At 59.2% G+C, this 20,489-nt stretch carries 22 protein-coding genes; 16 read left to right on the forward strand and 6 right to left on the reverse strand.

What is annotated here, in order from left to right; translation table 11 throughout:
• Window positions 1-29: 29 nt before the first annotated feature.
• Both rimO and phaR read right to left on the reverse strand, forming a co-directional pair.
• Window positions 30-1,427 (reverse strand): 30S ribosomal protein S12 methylthiotransferase RimO, encoded by a 1,398-nt coding sequence (gene rimO / locus HEQ17_RS06735; protein ID WP_296292021.1) that lies wholly within the window; start codon window positions 1,425-1,427, stop codon window positions 30-32.
• Between the two features lie 57 nt (window positions 1,428-1,484).
• Window positions 1,485-1,997 (reverse strand): polyhydroxyalkanoate synthesis repressor PhaR, encoded by a 513-nt coding sequence (gene phaR, locus HEQ17_RS06740; protein WP_296293693.1) that lies wholly within the window; start codon window positions 1,995-1,997, stop codon window positions 1,485-1,487.
• A gap of 285 nt (window positions 1,998-2,282) precedes the next feature.
• On the opposite strand from phaR, the gene HEQ17_RS06745 reads away from it, so the two are divergent.
• From HEQ17_RS06745 to HEQ17_RS06790, 10 genes are all read left to right on the forward strand, one after another.
• Window positions 2,283-2,921, forward strand: a complete 639-nt coding sequence (locus tag HEQ17_RS06745) for a riboflavin synthase (protein ID WP_296292022.1) — start codon at window positions 2,283-2,285, stop codon at window positions 2,919-2,921.
• A complete protein-coding gene (gene ribBA, locus HEQ17_RS06750) occupies window positions 2,918-4,045 on the forward strand; it encodes a bifunctional 3,4-dihydroxy-2-butanone-4-phosphate synthase/GTP cyclohydrolase II (RefSeq protein ID WP_296292023.1) in 1,128 nt (375 codons plus the stop codon). The genes HEQ17_RS06745 and ribBA overlap by 4 nt, the downstream gene beginning before the upstream one ends.
• 2 nt (window positions 4,046-4,047) lie before the next feature.
• Window positions 4,048-4,554, forward strand: coding sequence for a 6,7-dimethyl-8-ribityllumazine synthase (gene ribH / locus HEQ17_RS06755; protein ID WP_296292024.1), 507 nt, complete (start codon window positions 4,048-4,050; stop codon window positions 4,552-4,554).
• A 17-nt stretch (window positions 4,555-4,571) separates the two neighbouring features.
• Window positions 4,572-5,078, forward strand: a complete 507-nt coding sequence (nusB, locus tag HEQ17_RS06760; RefSeq protein WP_296293694.1) for a transcription antitermination factor NusB — start codon at window positions 4,572-4,574, stop codon at window positions 5,076-5,078.
• A 19-nt stretch (window positions 5,079-5,097) separates the two neighbouring features.
• Window positions 5,098-6,285 (forward strand): pyridoxal phosphate-dependent aminotransferase, encoded by a 1,188-nt coding sequence (locus HEQ17_RS06765; protein ID WP_296292025.1) that lies wholly within the window; start codon window positions 5,098-5,100, stop codon window positions 6,283-6,285.
• A complete protein-coding gene (locus HEQ17_RS06770; RefSeq protein ID WP_296292026.1) occupies window positions 6,282-6,713 on the forward strand; it encodes a YbgC/FadM family acyl-CoA thioesterase in 432 nt (143 codons plus the stop codon). The genes HEQ17_RS06765 and HEQ17_RS06770 overlap by 4 nt, the downstream gene beginning before the upstream one ends.
• Window positions 6,710-7,414: a protein TolQ gene (gene tolQ, locus HEQ17_RS06775; protein ID WP_296292027.1), complete on the forward strand. Its 705-nt coding sequence runs from the start codon at window positions 6,710-6,712 to the stop codon at window positions 7,412-7,414. Before HEQ17_RS06770 ends, tolQ begins: the two co-directional genes overlap by 4 nt.
• A gap of 12 nt (window positions 7,415-7,426) precedes the next feature.
• Window positions 7,427-7,846: a biopolymer transporter ExbD gene (locus HEQ17_RS06780; RefSeq protein ID WP_296292028.1), complete on the forward strand. Its 420-nt coding sequence runs from the start codon at window positions 7,427-7,429 to the stop codon at window positions 7,844-7,846.
• A gap of 13 nt (window positions 7,847-7,859) precedes the next feature.
• Window positions 7,860-8,834: a cell envelope integrity protein TolA gene (tolA, locus tag HEQ17_RS06785; RefSeq protein WP_296292029.1), complete on the forward strand. Its 975-nt coding sequence runs from the start codon at window positions 7,860-7,862 to the stop codon at window positions 8,832-8,834.
• Between the two features lie 140 nt (window positions 8,835-8,974).
• Complete coding sequence (locus tag HEQ17_RS06790; RefSeq protein WP_296292030.1) at window positions 8,975-9,535, forward strand: hypothetical protein; 561 nt, start codon at window positions 8,975-8,977, stop codon at window positions 9,533-9,535.
• Between the two features lie 75 nt (window positions 9,536-9,610).
• Here the strand turns inward: HEQ17_RS06790 and dnaE are convergent, their stop codons facing one another.
• From dnaE to HEQ17_RS06810, 4 genes are all read right to left on the reverse strand, one after another.
• Window positions 9,611-13,138: a DNA polymerase III subunit alpha gene (dnaE, locus tag HEQ17_RS06795; RefSeq protein WP_296292031.1), complete on the reverse strand. Its 3,528-nt coding sequence runs from the start codon at window positions 13,136-13,138 to the stop codon at window positions 9,611-9,613.
• 60 nt (window positions 13,139-13,198) lie between these two features.
• Entirely contained in the window at window positions 13,199-13,894 is a 696-nt protein-coding gene (locus HEQ17_RS06800) for a DUF599 domain-containing protein (protein ID WP_296292032.1), read from the reverse strand.
• Window positions 13,895-14,007: 113 nt separating this feature from the next.
• Entirely contained in the window at window positions 14,008-14,541 is a 534-nt protein-coding gene (locus HEQ17_RS06805; protein ID WP_296292033.1) for a flavodoxin family protein, read from the reverse strand.
• 37 nt (window positions 14,542-14,578) lie between these two features.
• Complete coding sequence (locus tag HEQ17_RS06810; RefSeq protein WP_296293695.1) at window positions 14,579-15,292, reverse strand: pirin family protein; 714 nt, start codon at window positions 15,290-15,292, stop codon at window positions 14,579-14,581.
• A gap of 130 nt (window positions 15,293-15,422) precedes the next feature.
• On the opposite strand from HEQ17_RS06810, the gene HEQ17_RS06815 reads away from it, so the two are divergent.
• The 6 genes from HEQ17_RS06815 to HEQ17_RS06840 all read left to right on the forward strand — a co-directional run bounded on the left by HEQ17_RS06815 (window position 15,423) and on the right by HEQ17_RS06840 (window position 20,488).
• A complete protein-coding gene (locus HEQ17_RS06815) occupies window positions 15,423-16,394 on the forward strand; it encodes a LysR family transcriptional regulator (protein ID WP_296292034.1) in 972 nt (323 codons plus the stop codon).
• A 46-nt stretch (window positions 16,395-16,440) separates the two neighbouring features.
• Window positions 16,441-17,487, forward strand: coding sequence for an FAD-dependent oxidoreductase (locus HEQ17_RS06820; protein ID WP_296292035.1), 1,047 nt, complete (start codon window positions 16,441-16,443; stop codon window positions 17,485-17,487).
• 5 nt (window positions 17,488-17,492) lie between these two features.
• Window positions 17,493-18,464, forward strand: coding sequence for a tRNA glutamyl-Q(34) synthetase GluQRS (gluQRS, locus tag HEQ17_RS06825; protein WP_296292036.1), 972 nt, complete (start codon window positions 17,493-17,495; stop codon window positions 18,462-18,464).
• Window positions 18,465-18,477: 13 nt separating this feature from the next.
• Window positions 18,478-18,660: a DUF6364 family protein gene (locus HEQ17_RS06830; RefSeq protein ID WP_296292037.1), complete on the forward strand. Its 183-nt coding sequence runs from the start codon at window positions 18,478-18,480 to the stop codon at window positions 18,658-18,660.
• Between the two features lie 162 nt (window positions 18,661-18,822).
• A complete protein-coding gene (gene trmB, locus HEQ17_RS06835) occupies window positions 18,823-19,572 on the forward strand; it encodes a tRNA (guanosine(46)-N7)-methyltransferase TrmB (RefSeq protein WP_296292038.1) in 750 nt (249 codons plus the stop codon).
• A gap of 1 nt (window position 19,573) precedes the next feature.
• Window positions 19,574-20,488: a pseudouridine synthase gene (locus tag HEQ17_RS06840; RefSeq protein ID WP_296292039.1), complete on the forward strand. Its 915-nt coding sequence runs from the start codon at window positions 19,574-19,576 to the stop codon at window positions 20,486-20,488.
• The last annotated feature ends 1 nt before the right edge of the window (window position 20,489 follow it).

Below are 20,489 nucleotides of genomic sequence, written 5' to 3' on the forward strand. Positions count from 1 at the left end.
AAGAATGCACTGCATGCCGCCGAGCCACATCAAACGGGAACCCCCACCAAATCGTGGCCTTCCACGCCCACGATGCGGGCCCGAGTGAACTCACCCACTTTGAGGGTCTTGCTCAGCTTTTCAGGCGGCAGCAAGCGCACGACGCCATCGATCTCGGGCGCATCACCAAAACTTCGGCCCACGCCACCACGACGGCCCATGGCCGGCGCATTGTCCACCAAGACCTGCATGGTGGAACCCACGCGCTGGTGCAAGCGTGTAATCGACACCTCTTCGGCCACCGCCATGAAGCGGGCTCGGCGTTCTTCACGCAACGCTTCGGGCAACATGCCCGGCAAATCATTGGCCGTGGCCCCTTTCACGGGGCTGTAGGCAAAGCAACCAGCGCGATCGATTTGCGCTTCACGCAAAAAGCCCAACAGGTGCTCGAATTCTTCTTCGGTCTCACCCGGGAAGCCCGCGATGAAGGTGCTGCGAATCACCAGCTCGGGGCACAGTTCGCGCCAGCGCTGGATGCGCTCCAGGTTCTTCTCACCGCTAGCCGGGCGCTTCATGCGCTTGAGCACATCGGGGTGACTGTGTTGAAAAGGCACGTCCAGATAAGGCAACACCAGGCCCTGCGCCATCAAGGGAATGATGTCGTCCACGCTCGGGTACGGGTAAACATAGTGCAAACGCACCCAAGCATCGTGCTCGCGGGCCATCTCGCCCAATGCCTGCACCAACTCGAGCATGCGGGTTTTGACCGGCTTACCGTCCCAAAAACCCGTGCGGTATTTCACATCCACCCCATAGGCCGAGGTGTCTTGGCTGATGACCAACAGCTCTTTCACACCGCCTGCAAACAAGGCTTTGGCTTCTTTCAGCACATCACCAATCGGGCGCGACACCAAATCGCCACGCATGGAGGGAATGATGCAAAACGTGCAGCGGTGGTTGCAGCCTTCGCTGATTTTCAGGTACGCATAGTGTCGAGGTGTGAGCTTGAGGCCCGCCTCGCCAAAACCACCCGGCACCAAATCGAGAAACGGGTCGTGGGGCTTGGGCAAATGCGTGTGCACCGCATCCATCACCTCTTGCGTGGCATGCGGCCCGGTCACCGCCAGCACGCTGGGGTGCATTTCCAGTACCAAGTTGCCGCCGCCTTCGCCCGTTTTAGCCCCCAGGCAACCGGTCACGATGACCTTGCCGTTTTCGCTCAGGGCCTCTGCAATGGTGTCTAGGCTTTCCTTGATGGCTTCGTCAATGAACCCACAGGTGTTGACGATGACGAGGTCAGCGCCTTCAAAGGTTTTGGAGGTTTGGTAACCCTCGGCGCTCAGTTGCGTCAGGATCAGCTCGGAATCGGTCAGCGCTTTGGGGCAACCCAGGCTGACAAAACCCACTTTAGGGGTCGGGAGGGGGGCAGTTGCGGTCATTTCACTCATCCCCCCATTGTCCCCGCAAAAACGACCAGGCTGTGACAAAACGGCATATTGCCCTTCTTATGTCTTCAAACCCATCGCGCCCAAAAACTGATCGGCATTTTTCTGAATCTGTTTTTGCACCTGCTCTTGCATTTGCGCCATGACGGTTTGGGAGGGATCGGCAAGTCCTGAAAACATGTTGTGCAGCAGCGGCGTCTGCCACGCCATGAACTGCGTCCAAACCTCCGGGCTGAGGGTCGGGCTGGATTGGCCCAATTTGCTTTGCCAGTCCATGAAGGACTGGACATGGTTTTCCAGATAGGAACCCATGTGTACCTGCATGGCATGGCCATAGAAACGGATGATGTTGGACAACACCGCTTCGCTGAACATCGGCACACCCGCAGACTCCTCCTCCAAAATGATTTGCAACAAAATGGAACGCGTCAGGTCTTCGCCGGTTTTGGCATCGACCACCAACAAGGGCTCTGAGGCCATGACCAGTTTTTTAAGCTCGGACAAGGTCACGTAACTGGACGTCTGCGTGTCGTACAGGCGGCGGTTCGGGTATTTTTTGATGGTGCGAGCCACCGAGGGTGGCGGTTCGGGCCTGCTGGCCGTCTTCTCAGACCGGGCGGTCTTCGTGAGTTGGGACGATTGAACGGGAGATTTGGCGGGCAAAGAAAACTCCTGGTGACAGGCAGCCCATGAAAAATCTGCTGCAATGCACCATTTTAGGCGCACACTTTGGAGCTTGTCGCCTTGGTTAACCCTGAGCTTTTCGGGGGTGGAGCCAACGCCAAACACACAAGACTGCGTGCATTTTTGTTGCGTCGCCAGCCGATTTACCCTCTTTACCTGCGAAAATAGTCAACTATGTTCACCGGAATCATCACCGGCGTGGGGCGAATCGTCGCCATCCACGACCTGGGTCGCTCTTTACACCACGGCAAGCGCCTCATCATCGAGGCGCCTGCCGGGTACCTTGACGATGTGGGCTTGGGCGACAGCATCGCCCTCAACGGCGCTTGCATGACCGTCACCACTTACAGCCCCGAACATCGCCAGTTCACCATCGACATCTCGGCGGAATCGCTCGACAAAACCAGCGGCTTGGACCAGCAAGGCACCGTCAACCTCGAAAAAGCACTGCGCGCCAACGACCGTCTGGGCGGACACATCGTGTCGGGCCACGTCGACGGCGTGGGCCACATCAGCCACTTCGAGCAAATCGGCGAAAGCTGGGAGTTGCGCGTCTTGGCACCGCACATGCTGGCCAAATACCTGGCTTACAAAGGCTCGATCACCGTCAACGGTGTGAGCCTCACGGTCAACCGAGTGGCCGATCTGGCCGATGGCTGCGAAATCAGCATCAACCTGATCCCCCACACCGTGGACAACACCGCCCTTGGCAGCCTCAAAGCGGGCAGCCGGGTCAACCTCGAAATCGACACAGTGGCCCGCTACGTAGAGCGCATGCTCAGCGCAGGCCTGACCCAGAAAGACACCGCATGAACGCCCCCGAGAAACTGACCCCCGTGGCGATCTCGCCCGTCGAAGAGATCGTGGCCGAGATGAAAGCCGGTCGCATCGTGATCCTGGTTGACGAAGAAGACCGTGAAAACGAAGGCGATCTGGTCTTGGCATCTGACCATGTCACGCCCGAAGCCATCAACTTCATGGCCCGTTTTGGCCGTGGCCTGATTTGCCTCACGCTCACCCGCGAGCGCTGCGAATTTTTGAAGTTGCCGCCCATGGCGGCGCGCAACGGCACCGTCTACAGCACGGCCTTCACCGTGTCCATCGAAGCCGCGGAAGGTGTGACCACCGGCATCTCGGCCGCTGACCGCGCCAAGACGGTGCAAGTGGCAGTGGCCAAGGCCAGCCATCCCACCGACCTGGTGCAACCCGGTCACATCTTCCCGCTGCAAGCCGTTGACGGCGGCGTGCTCATGCGTGCAGGCCACACCGAAGCCGGTTGCGACCTGGCCGACATGGCCGGTTGCAGCGCATCGTCCGTGATCTGCGAGATCATGAAGGACGACGGCACTATGGCCCGCCTGCCCGATTTGCAAATTTTCGCAGCCGAACATGGCTTGAAGATAGGCACCATCGCTGACCTGATTCAATACCGCAGCCGCAACGAGTCGCTGGTCGAGCGGATTGGCAGCCGCACGCTGCAAACGGCCCATGGCGAATTCACCGCCCACGCTTTTCGCGACCAACCCAGCCAAACCGTGCACCTCGCCTTGGTCAAAGGCCAATGGTTGCCCGAATCGGAAGTGGCTGTGCGCGTGCACGAGCCGCTGTCGGTGCTTGACGCCCTTGAAGTCAACCGGGCCATGCATTCCTGGAGCCTGGACGCAAGCTTGAAATACATCAACGCCCAAGGCTGCGGTGTTGCCGTGCTGCTCAACTGCGGCGAATCACCAGACCAACTGCTGGCCCAGTTTGAAGGCCGTGCCCGTTCGGCCCAAGCCCCTGAGCGCGGCAAGATGGACTTGCGCACCTACGGCGTGGGCGCGCAAATCCTGCGCGAATGCGGCGTGTACAAAATGCGCCTCATGGGCAACCCGCGCCGCATGCCCAGCATGACCGGCTACGGCCTCGAAATCACTGCTTACATCTCCAAGGAATGAACATGCAAGACGCCAACAAAGGCCAAGCCGAAGAACTTGACGGCCAGTTTCTGCACATCGGCATCGTCCAAGCCCGCTTCAACGAAGACATCACCAATGCCTTGGCCAAGGCTTGTATTGCCGAGCTTGAAGCGCTGGGTGTGAGCAGCATTGACCACGTCATGGTGCCCGGAGCCTTGGAATTGCCTGTCGCTTTGCAAGCCATGGCCGAGCGGGCCGAATACGACGCCTTGATTGCGCTGGGTTGCATCATCCGTGGCGAGACTTACCACTTTGAATTGGTGGCGAACGAGTCCGGCGCCGGTGTCAGCCGCGTGTCCCTCGACTACAACCTGCCCATTGCCAACGCCATCTTAACCACCGAGAACCTCGACCAAGCCATCGCCCGCCAGACCGAAAAAGGCCGAGACGCAGCCCGCGTGGCGGTTGAAATGGCCTGCATCATGGACGACCTGGCCGCCGACATGGCCGATTTGGCAGACGACACCGACGAAGAAAAACAAGCCTGATGACCGACTCGACCAGCATGCCCGAAACCGCCAACGAAGGCTCACCACCTGCCGCTGCCGGCACGCGCAAATCCTCAGCGAAACCTGCACGCAGCCGCTCGCGTGAGTTTGCACTGCAAGCGCTTTACCAGTTCATCGTGGGCCGAAACGAAGCGTCCGACATCGACGTGTTCACCCGCGATCTGTCGGGTTTCCACAAAGCCGACTCGGCCCATTACGACGCCCTGCTTTACGGCTGCATCGAACAAGCTGCGGCTTTGGATGCCCTGATTTCGCCCAAACTCGATCGCAAATTTGCCGAAATCTCGCCCATCGAGCACGCCATCATGTGGATCGGCGTTTATGAAATGCAGCACTGCCTCGATGTACCCTGGCGCGTGGTGCTCAATGAATGCATTGAACTGGCCAAAGACTTTGGTGGCACCGACGGCCACAAGTACGTGAACGCCGTGCTGGGTGGCTTGGCCCCCGAATTGCGCAGTGCCGAAGTACAAGCCGACCGCCAATCTGGCCGCGCCAAATAAAACCCATACACCAGACACCATGCGCATCTCTGAGCGAGCCGAGCGAATCGAACCTTTTTGGGTGATGGAAGTGGCCAAAGCCGCCTCGCAAAAAGCCCGCGAGGTCGCGCACACCGACCGTCCCGTGGTGTTCCTGAACATTGGCGAACCCGACTTCACCGCCCCAACCCGCGTGCAAAAAGCCGCGTTGGCGGTGATCGAATCAGGCCAAACTCAGTACACACCCGCGCTGGGCCTGGACGCCTTGCGCCAAGCCATCAGCGGCTGGTACGCGCAGCGCTTTGGCGTGCAGGTGCCCGCCAGCCGGATCGTGGTCACGGCGGGCGCTTCGGCGGCGCTGCAACTGGCGTGTCTGGCCCTGATTGACCGGGGTGACGAAATCCTCATGCCCGACCCCAGCTACCCCTGCAACCGACACTTTGTGAGCGCAGCCGAAGGCACGGCCGTGCTGGTACCCACCACCGCAGAAGAACGCTTTCAATTGAGTGCTGCCAAAGTGACCGCCGCTTGGAGGCCGCAAACCCGTGGCGTTTTGTTGGCCTCGCCCTCCAACCCCACGGGCACCTCCATCGACCCGGCCGAGCTGGCCCGCATTGTCGATGTTGTGCGCAGCCATGGCGGCATCACCCTGATCGACGAGATCTACCTGGGCTTGAGCCACGACGCGCAGTTTGGCCAAAGCGCGTTGGCCTTGGGCGACGATGTCATCAGCATCAACAGCTTCAGCAAATACTTCAACATGACCGGCTGGCGCCTGGGCTGGCTGGTGGTGCCAGAGCAGCTCACGCCCGTGCTCGAGCGCCTGGCGCAAAACCTGTTCATCTGTGCCAGCACCGTGTCGCAACAAGCGGCTCTGGCCTGCTTTGAGCCCGAGAGCCTGGCCGAATACGAGCGCCGCCGCGCCGAATTCAAAGCCCGTCGCGATTACTTCATCCCGGCACTGAACGAACTGGGCCTGACCGTTCCCGTCGCCCCCGATGGCGCGTTTTACGCCTGGGCCGACTGCACCGCCGCCTGCCAAAAGCTGGGCCTCAAAGACAGCTGGGACTTTGCCTTTGCCGCGTTGGAACACACCCATGTGGCCATCACGCCCGGGCGCGACTTTGGCACCGACCAGACCGCCCGCTTTGTGCGCTTTTCCACCGCCAACTCCATGGCTGAGCTGCAAACCGCCATCGCTCGCCTGAAAGCCTGGTTGCAACCATGAGCACATCTAGCCTTGCCTCTTCAGCGTTTGAGCACCCCATCCGCATTTATTGGGAAGACACCGACGCGGGCGGTATTGTGTTTTATGCCAACTACCTCAAGTTCTTTGAACGCGCCCGCACCGAATGGCTGCGCGCCTTAGGCTTTGGCCAGCAGGCATTGCGCGACACCTCGGGCGGCATGTTTGTCGTGAGCGAAACCGCCGTCAAATACCACTCGCCTGCTCGCTTGGACGACACCCTGGTTGTGACCGCTGAGTTGCAAACCGGCGGCAAAGCCAGCCTGAGCATTGCCCAGCGCGCTTACTTGCGCACGCCCAACCAAAACGACCGACTGTTGGCCGAAGGCACCATCCGCCTGGGCTGGGTCGACAGCACCACCTTGAAACCCGGCCGCATCCCGGCCCCTGTTCTGGAAGCCCTGAAATGAACCAAGACATGTCCATCGTCTCGCTGTTGCTGGAAGCCAGTTTTGTGGTGCAGCTGGTGGTGCTGATTTTGCTCGGCATCTCGGTGTCCAGCTGGGCTGCCATTGTGCGCAAAATCACCGCCATCAAACGCATCAAAAGCCTGAACGAAGAGTTTGAGCGCGTCTTCTGGTCCGGAACCAGTTTGAACGAGCTGTTCAACGCCGCCAGTCAGAACGCCAAACTCTCCGGCCCCATGGAGCGCATTTTTGCCAGCGGCATGCGCGAATACCAAAAACTGCGCGAACGCCGCATCAGTGACGCTGGCACTTTGCTCGACGGCGCACGCCGCGCCATGCGGGCGAGCTTTCAGCGCGAAATGGACGTGGCCGAATCGCAACTCGCCTTCCTCGCGTCGGTCGGCTCCATCTCGCCTTACGTGGGTTTGTTTGGCACGGTGTGGGGCATCATGCACGCCTTCACCGGCTTGGCCAGCTTGCAGCAAGTCACGCTGGCGGTGGTGGCTCCCGGCATTGCCGAAGCCCTGGTGGCCACCGCCATCGGTTTGTTTGCCGCCATCCCCGCCGTGCTGGCCTACAACCGGTTTTCTCACGATGTTGATCGCATCGCCATCAAGCTTGAAACCTTCATCGAAGAGTTCTCCAACATCCTGCAGCGCAGCCTGGGCTCGACCGGCGGCAGCGGCTCGGCCTCTGGCCATTGATCGGAGTGCGCCATGCCATCCCCCTCTTCCCGAAGCCGCGGTCGCCGCACCATCTCCGAGATCAACATGGTGCCCTTCATCGATGTGATGCTGGTGCTGCTGATCATCTTCATGGTCACCGCCCCCATGATCACCCCCAGCATGGTCGATTTGCCCAGTGTGGGCAAAGCCGCCAAGCAGCCCGACAAAGTGGTCCAGGTGGTGATCCAAAAAGACGAGCGACTGGAACTGGTCAGCGACGGCAAGACCGACAGCGCCACTTTGGGCAACGCCGCCGCCAGTGTCAAACGCTTGGTGGGCGACGACACCAACACCGCTGTGGTCATCAGCGCGGACCGCAGCGTCAAGTATGAAGTCGTGGTCAAAGTCATGGACAGCCTGCAGCGTGCGGGCATTGCTCGCGTCGGCTTGTCGGTTCAACTGGCACCTTGAAAAGGACTCGGGTTTGACCGCCAAGGCCACGCCTCACCTCGAATTTGCGCCCCCTGAGCCGCCGGGCATGGGCCGAGCATGGCTGGTCGCCATTGTTGCACATTCTTTATTGTTCTTGGCTTTGGGCTTGGCCACAACTTGGAAAACCCAACCTCAAACCCTGCAATCCGAAGCCGAGTTGTGGTCTGCCGTGCCGCAAGCAGCCGCCCCTCGCTTGCAAGAGCCGCTGCCCCAGCCGGAGCCCTTGCCAGTGCAGGAACCCCAACCCACGCCGCCCGCCATACCCACACCGCCCCCACCTCCCGCACCTGATCCTACATTGGCCTTAAAAGACGCGCAAATTGCTCTGGAAAAAAAGAAATTGGACGAAAAGAAAAAGGAAGCTGAAAAACTGAAGGCCAACAAGGAAAAAGCCGAGAAAGAGAAGGCCATCAAAGAAAAAGCGGCCAAAGAAAAGTTGGAAAAAGCCAAGGCCGAAAAAGCCAAACTCGAAAAAGAGAAACTCGAAAAAGAGAAACTCGCCAAAGAAAAAAAGGCCCAAGAAGACAAAGAGCGGAACAAAAAGAAAGCCGCTGATCAAGACAAGGCTGAAAAAGCCGCGAAAGCCGAAGCTTCCAGGGCAGACGCCCTACGCCAAGAAAACCTCAAGCGCTTGCAAGGCCTGGCGGGTGCCTCGGGCGGTGAAAATGCCACCGGGACAGCACTCAAATCGTCGGGCCCTTCGGCCACTTATGCTGGCCGCTTGGTGGGTCGCATCAAACCCAACATCACCTATCCAGGCGATGTGGTGGGCAACCCACGGGCCGAAGTCGAGGTTCGCGTGGCACCCGATGGCACCATCCAAAGCCACAGAATTGTCCAATCCAGTGGCAACAAAGCCTGGGATGAAGCAGTCCTCAGGGCGATCGACAAAACCGGAATCCTGCCCAAAGACACAGACGGGCGTGTGCCGCCATTGATCGTATTGGGCTTCAGGCCACTTGATTGAATACTTTCAATCTAAATAAGTCTCCAAACAGCGTCGAGAAATCTCAACAACACGGGTTTCGTGTCGAATCCAAAGAATCTGAGTTGAAATCAGGCTGGGTCCACTCGCCTCACAATGTAGGCCGTCACTGCTCCATGAAAATGAAAACCTTCGCTACCTGGCTGATCAGCGCTCTTTTACTGGGGACATCGCCCTCTGTCTGGGCCAAAAACCCAGTCGTCAAAACCTGTTTTGTCGCCCAATTCAAATCACTTGCACTGAGAACACACGGCCCGCAATTGCGTGCCCAATTGGCCAGGGACTGGCTCGAGCGCCATGCCGCCAGCTGCACCGATGTGCAATTGTCGACCCTGTTGGCCAACAGCCCCAATTGGCTGGGCAGTGCCTTGACACTGGAGATTTCATCCATCCTGGAAGGCGCTATTGAGGCCAAGATTGCGGGCAACCCAGAATTGATGGCAAAACTCTATGAATCTTTGGGCAAAGAAGGACAAGCGCCAACGATGACCACCTACAACACGCCAACGCCCAGAACGCCTGTGGTCAGACCCATGGTCAACACAGGGGTGATGGCAGGCAGCCCCAACTTCGGCTCAATCACCGGCAACAACACCGTCAATCAAAACAACAATGCATTGAGCAATACCGGCAACAGCAATGCCGCCAACACGAATCAAAACGCCTCGCCCGAAGCTCGATAGACCACAAGCCAGGCACCTGAACCAGGTCAACAAAAAGTACCCCCATCTGAGTTACCCAGGCTCAAAAGGCAATTCTCAGTCGTACACAATGCGGGCCTGCCCCTGGTCGGCTTGCGCCATCCAGCAGGCCAATGCGGCATCGCTGGGGAAAAATTTAGCGGCTTCGCCCAGCACCAGCTCGGCTCGGGCAGCCAAGTCGTCATGACGCCGCTCCAGCACCAAGCGCACTGTCAAGCCTCTGACCAAGTCACCTTGCTCGGTTTGTTCGCGCTGCGCGGGGAATTCTCTGACCAAGCGGGCGATGTCGGGCGCGCGGCCATTGACCGCCACGCGCAGGTATTTGCCATATCGGCAACGGGCAGCACCCAAGTCCATGATCTGCTCGACCTTGAGGCGAAAGCCTCCCGAAAACCGGTCGGTCTGCATTTTGGCCTTAACGATGATGAGTTCGTCATCTTTGAGCAGGTGCTTGGCAGAATGAATCAAGGACTCGTCGGCTGTAGCTTCCATCACACCAGATTTATCATCCAGTTTGAAAATCGCCACCTTGCCGCGCTGACTATTGATGATGCGCAAATCGCTCACGATGCCCGCCAACACCATGGAATCGCGGCTGTCGATCAAATCGTCGATCTTGCTGCGCGCAAACTGGCGCACCTCGCGCTCGACCGCGTCAAACAAATGGCCGGACAGAAAGAAGCCCACGGCTGTTTTTTCGAGCAGCAGGCGCTCCTTGATGCCCCAGGGCATGACATCGACCAAGTCGGGCTCTTGCGTGCTGGAGCCATGCGAGTCGTCGCCCAGCATGTCAAACAATCCACCTTGGTTGGCATTGGCCGTGGTGGCGTTGGAAAACTCAAATGCCCGATCAATGCTGGCCGACAAGGCCGCCCGGTTCATGTGCAAGGAATCAAAAGCACCGGCCTTGATCAGCGCGTCCACCGTGCGCTTGTTGATGCGGGTGCGGTCGACACGCACAGAAAAGTCAAACAAGCTGGTGAATGGCCCACCCTCTTGCCGTGCGGCCACGATGGCCTCGATGGCCTGTTGCCCCGTGCCCTTGATCGCGCCCAGGCCGTAACGGATCACTTTGTCAGTGACTGGCTCGAAACGGTAATGACCACGGTTCACATCGGGAGGGTCAAAGGTCATGCCGAACTTCAAGGCATCTTCGTAAAGCACCTTGAGTTTGTCGGTATCGTCCATTTCCACGGTCATGTTGGCGCAGAAGAACTCGGCCGTGTAGTGCACCTTGAGCCAGCCTGTGTGGTAGGCCAACAAAGAATAAGCCGCAGCGTGCGACTTGTTGAAACCGTAGCCGGCAAACTTTTCCATCAGGTCAAAGACCTCGTCGGCTTTGTCCTGAGGAATTTTGTGTGTGGCCAAAGCTCCCGCACGGAACTTCTCGCGGTGCTCGGCCATTTCTTCGGCTTTTTTCTTGCCCATGGCGCGGCGAAGTAAGTCCGCGCCACCGAGCGAGTAACCACCCAGGATCTGAGCGGTCTGCATCACCTGCTCCTGGTAGACCATGATGCCGTAGGTCTCGCTCAACATCTCGGCCACTGCCGGATGCGGGTACTCCACCTCTTCGCGCCCGTGCTTGCGCGCCACAAAACTGGGGATCAGGTCCATGGGGCCCGGCCTGTAGAGCGCATTCAGTGCGATCAAATCTTCGAGGCGACTCGGACGCGCGTCGCGCAGCATGCCCTGCATGCCCCGGCTTTCAAACTGGAACACAGCCTCGGTCTTGCCGTCCGAAAACAATTTGTAGGTTTGCACATCGTCGAGCGCAATGTTTTCAAAGGCGAAGTTTTCCTGACCCTTGTGCCGCTTCATGATGAACTCGCGGGCGATCTCCAAAATCGTCAGCGTGGCCAAGCCCAAGAAGTCAAATTTGACAAGGCCCGCCGACTCCACATCGTCCTTGTCGTACTGGCTGACTGCAGACTCACTGCCTGGTTGTTGGTATAGCGGGCAAAAATCGGTCAGTTTGCCCGGAGCGATCAACACCCCCCCGGCATGCATGCCCACGTTGCGGGTCATGCCTTCGAGCTTTTGCGCCAACTCGATCAGTGTCTTGACATCTTCTTCGCGTTCGATGCGCTCAGCCAGGATCGGCTCCATGGCGATTGCGTAGTTGTTCTTGTCGCCTTCTTTGGTTGTGGCGGGCGGGTATTGCAGTGTGACCGACACGCCCGGTTTGTTGGGAATGAGCTTGCTGATGCCATCACAAAAGGTGTAACTCATGTCCAGCACACGGCCCACGTCACGAATGACTGCACGCGCCGCCATGGTGCCGAAGGTGGCAATTTGCGAGACCGCATTGCGTCCGTATTTATCCTTCACATAGTCGATCACCCGGTCGCGGTTACTTTGGCAAAAGTCAATGTCAAAGTCGGGCATGGACACCCGCTCAGGGTTCAAAAAGCGCTCAAAAAGCAGACTGTATTGCAGTGGGTCCAGGTCAGTGATCTTGAGCGCATAGGCCACCAGAGACCCCGCACCCGAACCCCGACCAGGGCCCACCGGGCAGCCGTTGGCCTTGGCCCACTGAATGAAGTCACCCACGATCAGGAAGTAGCCCGGAAAACCCATCTTCAGAATGGTGCCCAGCTCGAAATCCAGTCGGTCTAAATAACGGGGGCGCTCGGACTCGCGTTTGGCTTCGTCAGGATACAAGTGGATCAGGCGTTCCTTCAGGCCCTCGTGCGAGACGTGGCGGAAATAATCATCCACCGACATGACCACGCCATTGACAGGCGGTATCGGAAAGTTGGGCAGCTGGGGTTTTCCCAGCACCAGCGTCAGGTTGCAGCGCTTGGCGATTTCCAGCGTGTTGGTCACCGCGCTAGGCACATCGGCAAACAGCGCGCACATCTGCTCGGCCGACTTGAAATACTGCTCGCGGGTGAAGCGACGCACCCGGCGCGGATTAGCCAGAATTTCACCCTCGGAAATGCACACCCGCGCTTCATGTGCTTCGTAATCTTCTTTGGTGAGAAACTGCACCGGCTGAGTGGCCACAACCGGTAGCCCCAAGCGTGCGGCCAGCACCACTGCACCGGCCACCTGCAGCTCATCTTCAGGGCGGCCGGCGCGTTGCAGCTCCAAATAAAAACGGTGGGGAAAAATCAAGCCCAACTGCAACGCCAAATCGGCTGCCTTGTCAGCGTCGCCCTGCACGATGGCCTGCCCCACTGGACCGGCTTGCGCACCCGACAACAGAATCAGACCCTCGGCCAGATCCTTGAGCCAACTCAGCTTGACCACGGCCACGCCCTTGCCCGTGTTTTGCGTCCAGGCACGAGCCAGCAGTTCGCAAATGTTCAGATAGCCCTGGTGGCTCTGCACCAAAAGCACTACCCGGCTCAACGCGCCGGGGTCACCGCCCAAGCCCTCCAGGTTGACTTCTGCACCCAAAATAGGCTTGACGCCCTTGGCCCTACCTTCCTTGTAGAACTTGACGCCTCCAAACAGGTTATTCAGATCGGTGATGGCCAGGGCTGGCTGACCATCCATTGCGGCCGACTTGACCACCTCGTCGATGCGACAGGTCGAATCAACGACAGAAAATTCAGAGTGAAGGCGCAGGTGAACAAACATAGTCTGTCATTGTAGAAGGTCAACCCCTGCGGCCCTGAACAACTTCAGCCCCAATAAGCTTCAATTCCTCAATACCTGCAACACCTCAGAGCGGAACTCACGTCCATACAAAATCAGTACCACCAGCGCAGTGGCCACAACCAACGCCAGCGGTGAAAAAAACCAGGCCATGGCGGCAAAGGAAAAGTAATAGGCCCGCAAACCATCATTGAACGTCTCGGCAGCGGCGCTGACCAGATTACCCGCCCGCAGAGCGTAGTGCTGCCTGTCCTGCTCTGCTCTGGTGAAAGATTCTGGCGAGGGCATGGCACCTATGACCAAGGCCACAAAAGTGTACTGCCGCATCGACCAGGAAAAACGGAAAAAAGCATAGACAAAAATACCCACCAAAACGAGAATTTTGAGCTCAAACACCAACAAGGGCGTGGGCTGGGCAAATGGAATTTCACCCACCAACTCTGCCGCCTTGTTTGTCGTACCCAAAAGCGCAAACAAACCACCTATGATGATGATGCTGGTGGACGAGAAAAACGCAGGGGTTTGTGAAAGATTCTGGGTAATCAAGCCGTCCAGCATGCGCGGATCGCGCGCAGTGGCTTGCAGCATCCAGCTTTGCCGGTAGGTGTTGGTCGTGGCAATCAGGCTTCGATCCCGCTTACCCCTGATGCGTGCAAACCAGGCGTAACCCACCCATAAACCAAAAAATGTGAGCAGCGCCAGCCAATCGGCCCAGGGCAACATGGTGATGATTTTCATGACCTCATCGTATCAAGTGCTGGGGCGAAGTGTGTGGCTGAAAATTCTGACGACCTACAAAAAGCCGAAAGCCCCCCAATCAAGCTGGTTGCCTAATGGGTGGTCTCCGCGGTTCAGCCGCGCAACCTGGCAGCCACAGCAGCCACACGCTCGCCATACGCTTTGGCCGTATCCAGGTCGCCCTGAGGGACGTCCTGCGCCGGGCTGGTCGGCCCCACTTGAGCCATCACGCCGGAGTTGGAGCCGATGCGGTTGATGGTGCCGTTATTCATGGCAGACTGGCCTGCCCAAAGCATGCCGTGCTGCATGGCCAGGGTGATGAAGTACTGGATGGTGGACAGCTTGTCGCCACTGGGGTTGGCGGAAATGGTGAAGCCGCCTGCGACCTTGTCTTTCCAGGCGCTGCTGAACCAACGCTTGGAAGTGGCGTCGGCAAACTTTTTGAACTGCCAAGAGGCCATGCCCATGTAAGTGGGCGAGCCGAAAATGATCGCGTCGGCGGCATCCAATGCGGTCCACTCGGCGTCGGTGAGGTTGCCGTCGGCGTCGATGGCGATCACTTGCGCGTTCGCGCCTTGCGCCACAAATTGCGCTACGCGCTGGGTATGGCCGTAGCCGGAATGGTAGACAACAACTGTTTTAGCCATGAGAAAACACCTTCTATAAAGAAAGAGGGTCAAAAATTCAGGCAGCCAGATCAAACACCAGGACTTCGGCGTCCCGCCCTTCGCGCAAGGCCAAAGAAGACTCGGCTTGCAGCATGGCCGCGTCGCCCGCCATCAGGGCATGGCCATTGACATTCAGCGCACCGCGCACCAAAAAAATATAGGCTTTACGGGACGGATGCAGAGGCAAGACGACATTTTCCGGGCCATTCAACAGGGCTGAGTACATGCGGGCGTCGGCGTGGATTTCAACCGTGTGCGCGGCAGCTTGGGCGTCCGATCCAGGCGCAGCCACCAAAGCCAGTTGCCCGCGTTTGGCGCTTTCGGGCACTGACTTTTGCTCGTAACCGGGGTCGATGCCCTTCACATTGGGCTCGATCCAGATTTGTAAAAAATGGGTCTGCTCGCCTTTGGCGTGGTTGAACTCACTGTGTTGCACGCCGCTGCCGGCGCTCATGCGCTGCACATCACCGGGCGGGATGCCCTTGACATTGCCCATGCTGTCCTGGTGGGCCAGATTGCCCGAGAGCACGTAGCTGATGATTTCCATGTCGCGGTGGCCGTGGGTACCAAAACCAGTACCGGGGTCGATGCGATCTTCATTGATGACGCGAAGATTGCCAAACCCCATGTGCGCCGGGTCAAAGTAGTTGGCAAAAGAAAAGCTGTGAAAAGACTTCAGCCAGCCGTGGTCGGCGTAGCCGCGTTCGGAGGATTTGCGAATGTTCAGCATCGGAGTGCCCTTGTTGAGTCTTGAAGGTTCGTGCTTAGACATGTCTCGTACTTTAGCCCCGCAGGCCTGCTTGAAAGTTGCCATGATTTGCTGGCATCATTCAAACCAATTGAACGATCAAACAATAACCATGCAAACACCCCGTGACTGGCTGACGCCAGAAGCCCTGCTCATGCTCCAGACCATTGAGCAACGGGGCAGCTTTGCCGCCGCTGCCCGCGCCCTGAACCTGGTGCCCAGCGCCCTGACTTACCGGGTTCGTCAACTCGAAGATGCGCTCGATGTGTTGCTGTTTGACCGCAGCGCTCGTCAAGCCGTGCCCACCGCCGCAGGTCACGAACTGTTGCGCGAAGCCTCCCGACTGCTCGACGAATTGGACGCCATCGCCAACCGCGTGCGGCGCGTGGCCTCCGGTTGGGAGTCCGTGCTCACGGTGGCGGTCGACAGCATCATTGCGCGCAACGTGGTGATGGACCTGTGCGCCAGCTTTTTTGCACTGGCATCGCCCACCCGACTTCGTCTGCGTTACGAAACCTTGTCGGGCACGCTGGCTGCGTTGACCTCGGGTCAGGCCGATCTGGTTTTGGGTGCAGTCACCATGACGGGGCAACCCAAAGATATCCACCACCTTGAGCTAGGTCGGGTGACCTTTGTTTTTGCTGTAGACCCGCACCACCCCTTGGCAACCGCTCCAGAGCCTCTGACCGATGCCCTGGTGGCTCAACACCGCGCTGTGGCCGTGGCCGACTCGGTCAGCCGGGGGGTAGGCCTGACCATTGGCTTGCAAGGGGGGCAAGACGTGTTCACCGTGCCCGACATGCAAAGCAAGCTGCAAGCACAGTTGCGGGGTATGGGCGGAGGGTTTTTGCCCGAATCGCTCGCCCGTCCCTACATCAACAGCGGTCAGTTGGTGATCAAACAAGTCCTCACAACACGCAACAACACCTGCCATTACGCCTGGCGCGACAGCCCCCAAGCGCCCGCCGGCCAAGCCCTGCGTTGGTGGTTGGCACAACTGGAGCAACCCGCCACGCGCCAGGCCCTGCTACAACCAGTGCACTGTGTCCAGGGGCATCCCCTCCAAAACAGTCATCAGGAATAACCCACCCATGCTGCCCATGGACGTATTTCTCGGATAAAGTGATCCCATGACCACACTACATATCGCCATCATTGGTGCCGGCATGGCCGGCGTTACCTGTGCACGCACACTGCGACAAGCTGGGCACAAGGTCACAATTTTCGAAAAAAGCCGTGGCCTGGGCGGACGCATGGCCACCCGCTCCAGCGCGTTTGGCAGCTTTGACCACGGCGCACAGTATTTCACCGTGCGCGACCAGCGTTTTGAGCTGGCCATTGGCACTGCCTCGGGTGTGTGCAAGCCCTGGAGCGCCAACGCAGTGCGGGTGCTCGACCCAAACGGTCGCGTGATCGAAGCGGGCTTGCCCGGTGGCGAGCGCCACTGGGTGGCCACACCAAGGATGAATGACCTGGTCAAATTCTGGGGTAAGCCGCTGGTCTTGGACGGGAATGTGTTGCTGCAAACCCGCGTGATGCAGCTCATGCCCGACCGACTGAAAATTGGCGGCTGGCAACTGCAAGCCGAAACAGAGGGCGGGGGCCAACAGGTTTTTGCCGGCTTTGACCAGGTTATCCTGGCCATTCCTCCAGCACAGGCGAGCATCCTGCTCAAGGCATCGGGCCTGGGTGAGCTGGCCCAGCCGCTGACCAATGTGCGGATGGACCCCTGCTGGACACTGATGCTGGCTTATCCACAGGCAGTGCAGCCCGGACTCATCACCCTGGGTCCTCAGTGGAACGCAGCTCGCAGCACCCACCACCGAATCGCCTGGATGGCGCGTGAATCCTCCAAACCCGGGCGCGAGCGCATCGAGCGATGGACCGTGCAGGCCAGCGCTCCTTGGTCGGCCGAGCACGTCAACGACACACCCGAGCGGATCACCGGGAAGCTGCTCAAGGCCTTTGCCGAAATCACCGGCATCCGTGCCACCCCCTCGCACGTGGACGTGCACCGCTGGCTCTTCGCCAAAACCGCGCAGCCACTGGGTCCAAGCTACTTATGGTCAAAGGAGCAAGGCATTGGCCTGTGCGGCGACTGGTGCCTAGGCCACCGGGTCGAAGACGCTTTCATCTCCGGCTTGGAGCTGGCTTTGGCGGTGCTGCAAAAACGCTGAATTCCATGACCATGGCTTACTCAGGCCGGTTTGCGCCTTCGCCAACCGGTCTTTTGCATGCTGGCTCTCTGGTGGCGGCCCTGGCCGCCTGGCTCGATGCCCGCGCTCACGGCGGACACTGGCGTGTTCGCATCGAAGACATAGACACGCCTCGCTGTGTGCCGGGGGCCGACCAGTCCATCTTGCTGCAGCTGCGTGTCTGCGGCCTGGTTCCCGATGGGCCGGTGCTTTGGCAAAGCCAACGCACACAGGCGTATCAATATGCCTTGCAATCGCTCGCGGACAAAGGCTGGGTCTACCCTTGTGGGTGCTCCCGCAAGGACATCGAAAACGCCTTTGAAGCGGCCCAAGCTCAATCGGTAGGTCGCCATCAGACGGCGGTCTACCCCGGCACTTGCCGCACAGGTCTGAACGGCAAACCCGCTCGGGCATGGCGCCTGAATGTGCAGGCCGTGCAAGCAACGCTGGGGCTTCCCACCCTCACCCACTGGCCAGACCGGCGCTTGGGGCTACAACAACAAAATGTGAGCCAATCAGTCGGCGACTTCGTGTTGCGCCGCGCCGACGGTCTGTGGGCATACCAACTGGCGGTGGTGGTGGACGACGCCGCGCAAGGCATCACCCATGTCGTGCGAGGCGAAGACCTGGCCGACAACACGGCCCGGCAAATCGTCCTGCAACAAGCCTTGGGCCTGCCTGCGCCGCACTACCTGCACACGCCTTTGGTCCTGGGCGACAACGGCGAAAAACTCAGCAAACAAAACGGGGCCATGGCGCTGGATTTGCGAGACCCTCTGCGCGCGCTGAATGCGGCGGCGAAAGTACTGGGGTTGCCTGCTATGGCCGAACAAACGCCGATCGGGCAGGCTTTGGTCCATTGGACGGCACTGTACGGCCAGACATTGGGAAAAGCGGTTTCCACAAGTTGGCACCCAAAGCACAATTCACACACAATACGTGTGAATTCAATGCCTTAAAGGTGGTCAAACCATGAACATTACCTTGTCAATAGACAAGCGAATCGCAGAATCAGCGCGCGAAACAGCACGCAAAATGGGCAAAAGCCTCAACCAGGCCGTGCGCGACTATCTGGAACAGTTGGCAGGACAAGAGCGTCAAGCCCTCGAATGGCACGCCTGGCAGCAACGCCGCCTGAACGGTGGAGTCGCCTGAACGACTGAAAATTTGACCGGGATGCCCTGCTGGTGTTCAGTTGGTCAAACCGTTCGAGGTCAACTGAGCCTTCACGTTCGAGTCCTCACCCTTCACAGCACCCGCGATAATGGCAGCCTTGCGAGGCGCACCGCCTCGCACGCTTACCCGCCCTCACCCGCCATGACGACCCCTGACAAAGCCCCGCAGCTGCCTGCCTCCAAATCAGTCACCGAGCTGGCTGCACCTGACGCCCCCTTCATGCGTCAAATCAAAACCTATGTGCTGCGTGCCGGGCGCATGGGCTCAGGGCAAATGCGGGCATTTGAGCAGTTCGGTCCGAAGTTTCTGGTCCCCTACAGTGCTGAGCGCCTCGATGTGCAGGCCGCCTTTGGCCGCGCTGCGCCACTGATTCTGGAAATCGGTTTTGGCATGGGCGACGCCACGGCCAAGATCGCCCATGTGCGCCCCAGCGACAACTTTTTGTGCTGCGAGGTGCATGAGCCGGGCGTGGGCGCCTTACTCAAGCGCTGCGGCGAGGAAAGCATTGGCAACATCCGCATCGTGCAGCACGACGCCATCGAGGTCATGGACCACATGCTGGGCACGGACAGCCTGGACGGTGTGCACATCTTTTTTCCAGACCCGTGGCACAAGAGCCGCCACCACAAGCGCCGCCTGATTCAAAGCCCCTTCATCCAGCGCCTGGCCCAGCACATCAAACCCGGCGGCTACCTGCATTTGGCCACCGACTGGCAGCCGTATTCTGAGCAGATGATGGGTGTGCTGCGTGCCGAGCCCTTGCTGGTCAATACCAGCGATGCCCCAGATGGATTTGCCGCCAAGCCTGACTACCGGCCTTTGACCAAGTTTGAGAACCGGGGCCTCAAACTCGGCCACGGCGTTTGGGATCTGGTGTTCCGCCGGGTCTGACATGACCCGCTCGGGACGCGTTGCCCACATGCCCGTGCGCGAAGGCGTGAGCGCCAGCGTGGTGGCTGTCCCGGCAGGCCATTGGCCAAACTTGCTCGATTTTTTGGCCCATCGCATGCCCGGCATCCCCCGCGAGGAATGGGCGCAGCGTCTGGCGCAAGGGCTGGTACTGCAAGAAAGCGGGCAAAGCGCGCAAGCTGACCAAGCCTGTCAAGTTGGGCAGCGCTTCTTTTATTACCGCAACGTGGCCGACGAACCACGCCTGCCCATGCAAGCGGCGGTCTTGTTCGAGGACGACCACCTGCTGGTGGCCGACAAGCCCCATTTCATGCCCGTGACCCCGGCTGGTCCCTATGTACAGCAATGCCTGCTGGTCCAGCTCAAACGCCTGACGGGCCATGCCGACCTGGTGCCCCTGCACCGAATTGACCGCGAAACTGCAGGCTTGGTGCTCTTTGGCAAACGCCTGCACGAACGCGATGCCTACCACGCCCTGTTTCGTGACCACCACATTCACAAGACTTACCACGCCGTGGCCGCGCACCGCCCTGAGCTGGCACTGCCGCGGGTGCACACCAGCCGCCTGGCCGAAGACCCCGCGCATTTTTTCAAAATGCAAGAAATACCAGGCGAGCCCAACAGCGAAACCCGGATGACCCGGTTGGGCATTCAGGGTGAGAAAGCGCTCTACCAACTGGAGCCCGTGACGGGCAAACGCCACCAGCTGCGTGTGCACATGATGGCTATGGGAATGCCCATAGTGGGCGATCAGTTCTACCCCACAGTCTTGCGCGGACCCAATGCATCCGAAGACTTCAGCCAACCCTTGGAGCTGCTGGCCCAATCGGTGCTGTTCACGGACCCGCACACGGGGCAAGACCGTTCGTTTGAAAGTCAGCTTAGGCTGCGATTTTGAA

It is taken from the genome of Limnohabitans sp., assembly GCF_023910625.1.
Lineage (GTDB): Bacteria > Pseudomonadota > Gammaproteobacteria > Burkholderiales > Burkholderiaceae_C > Limnohabitans_A.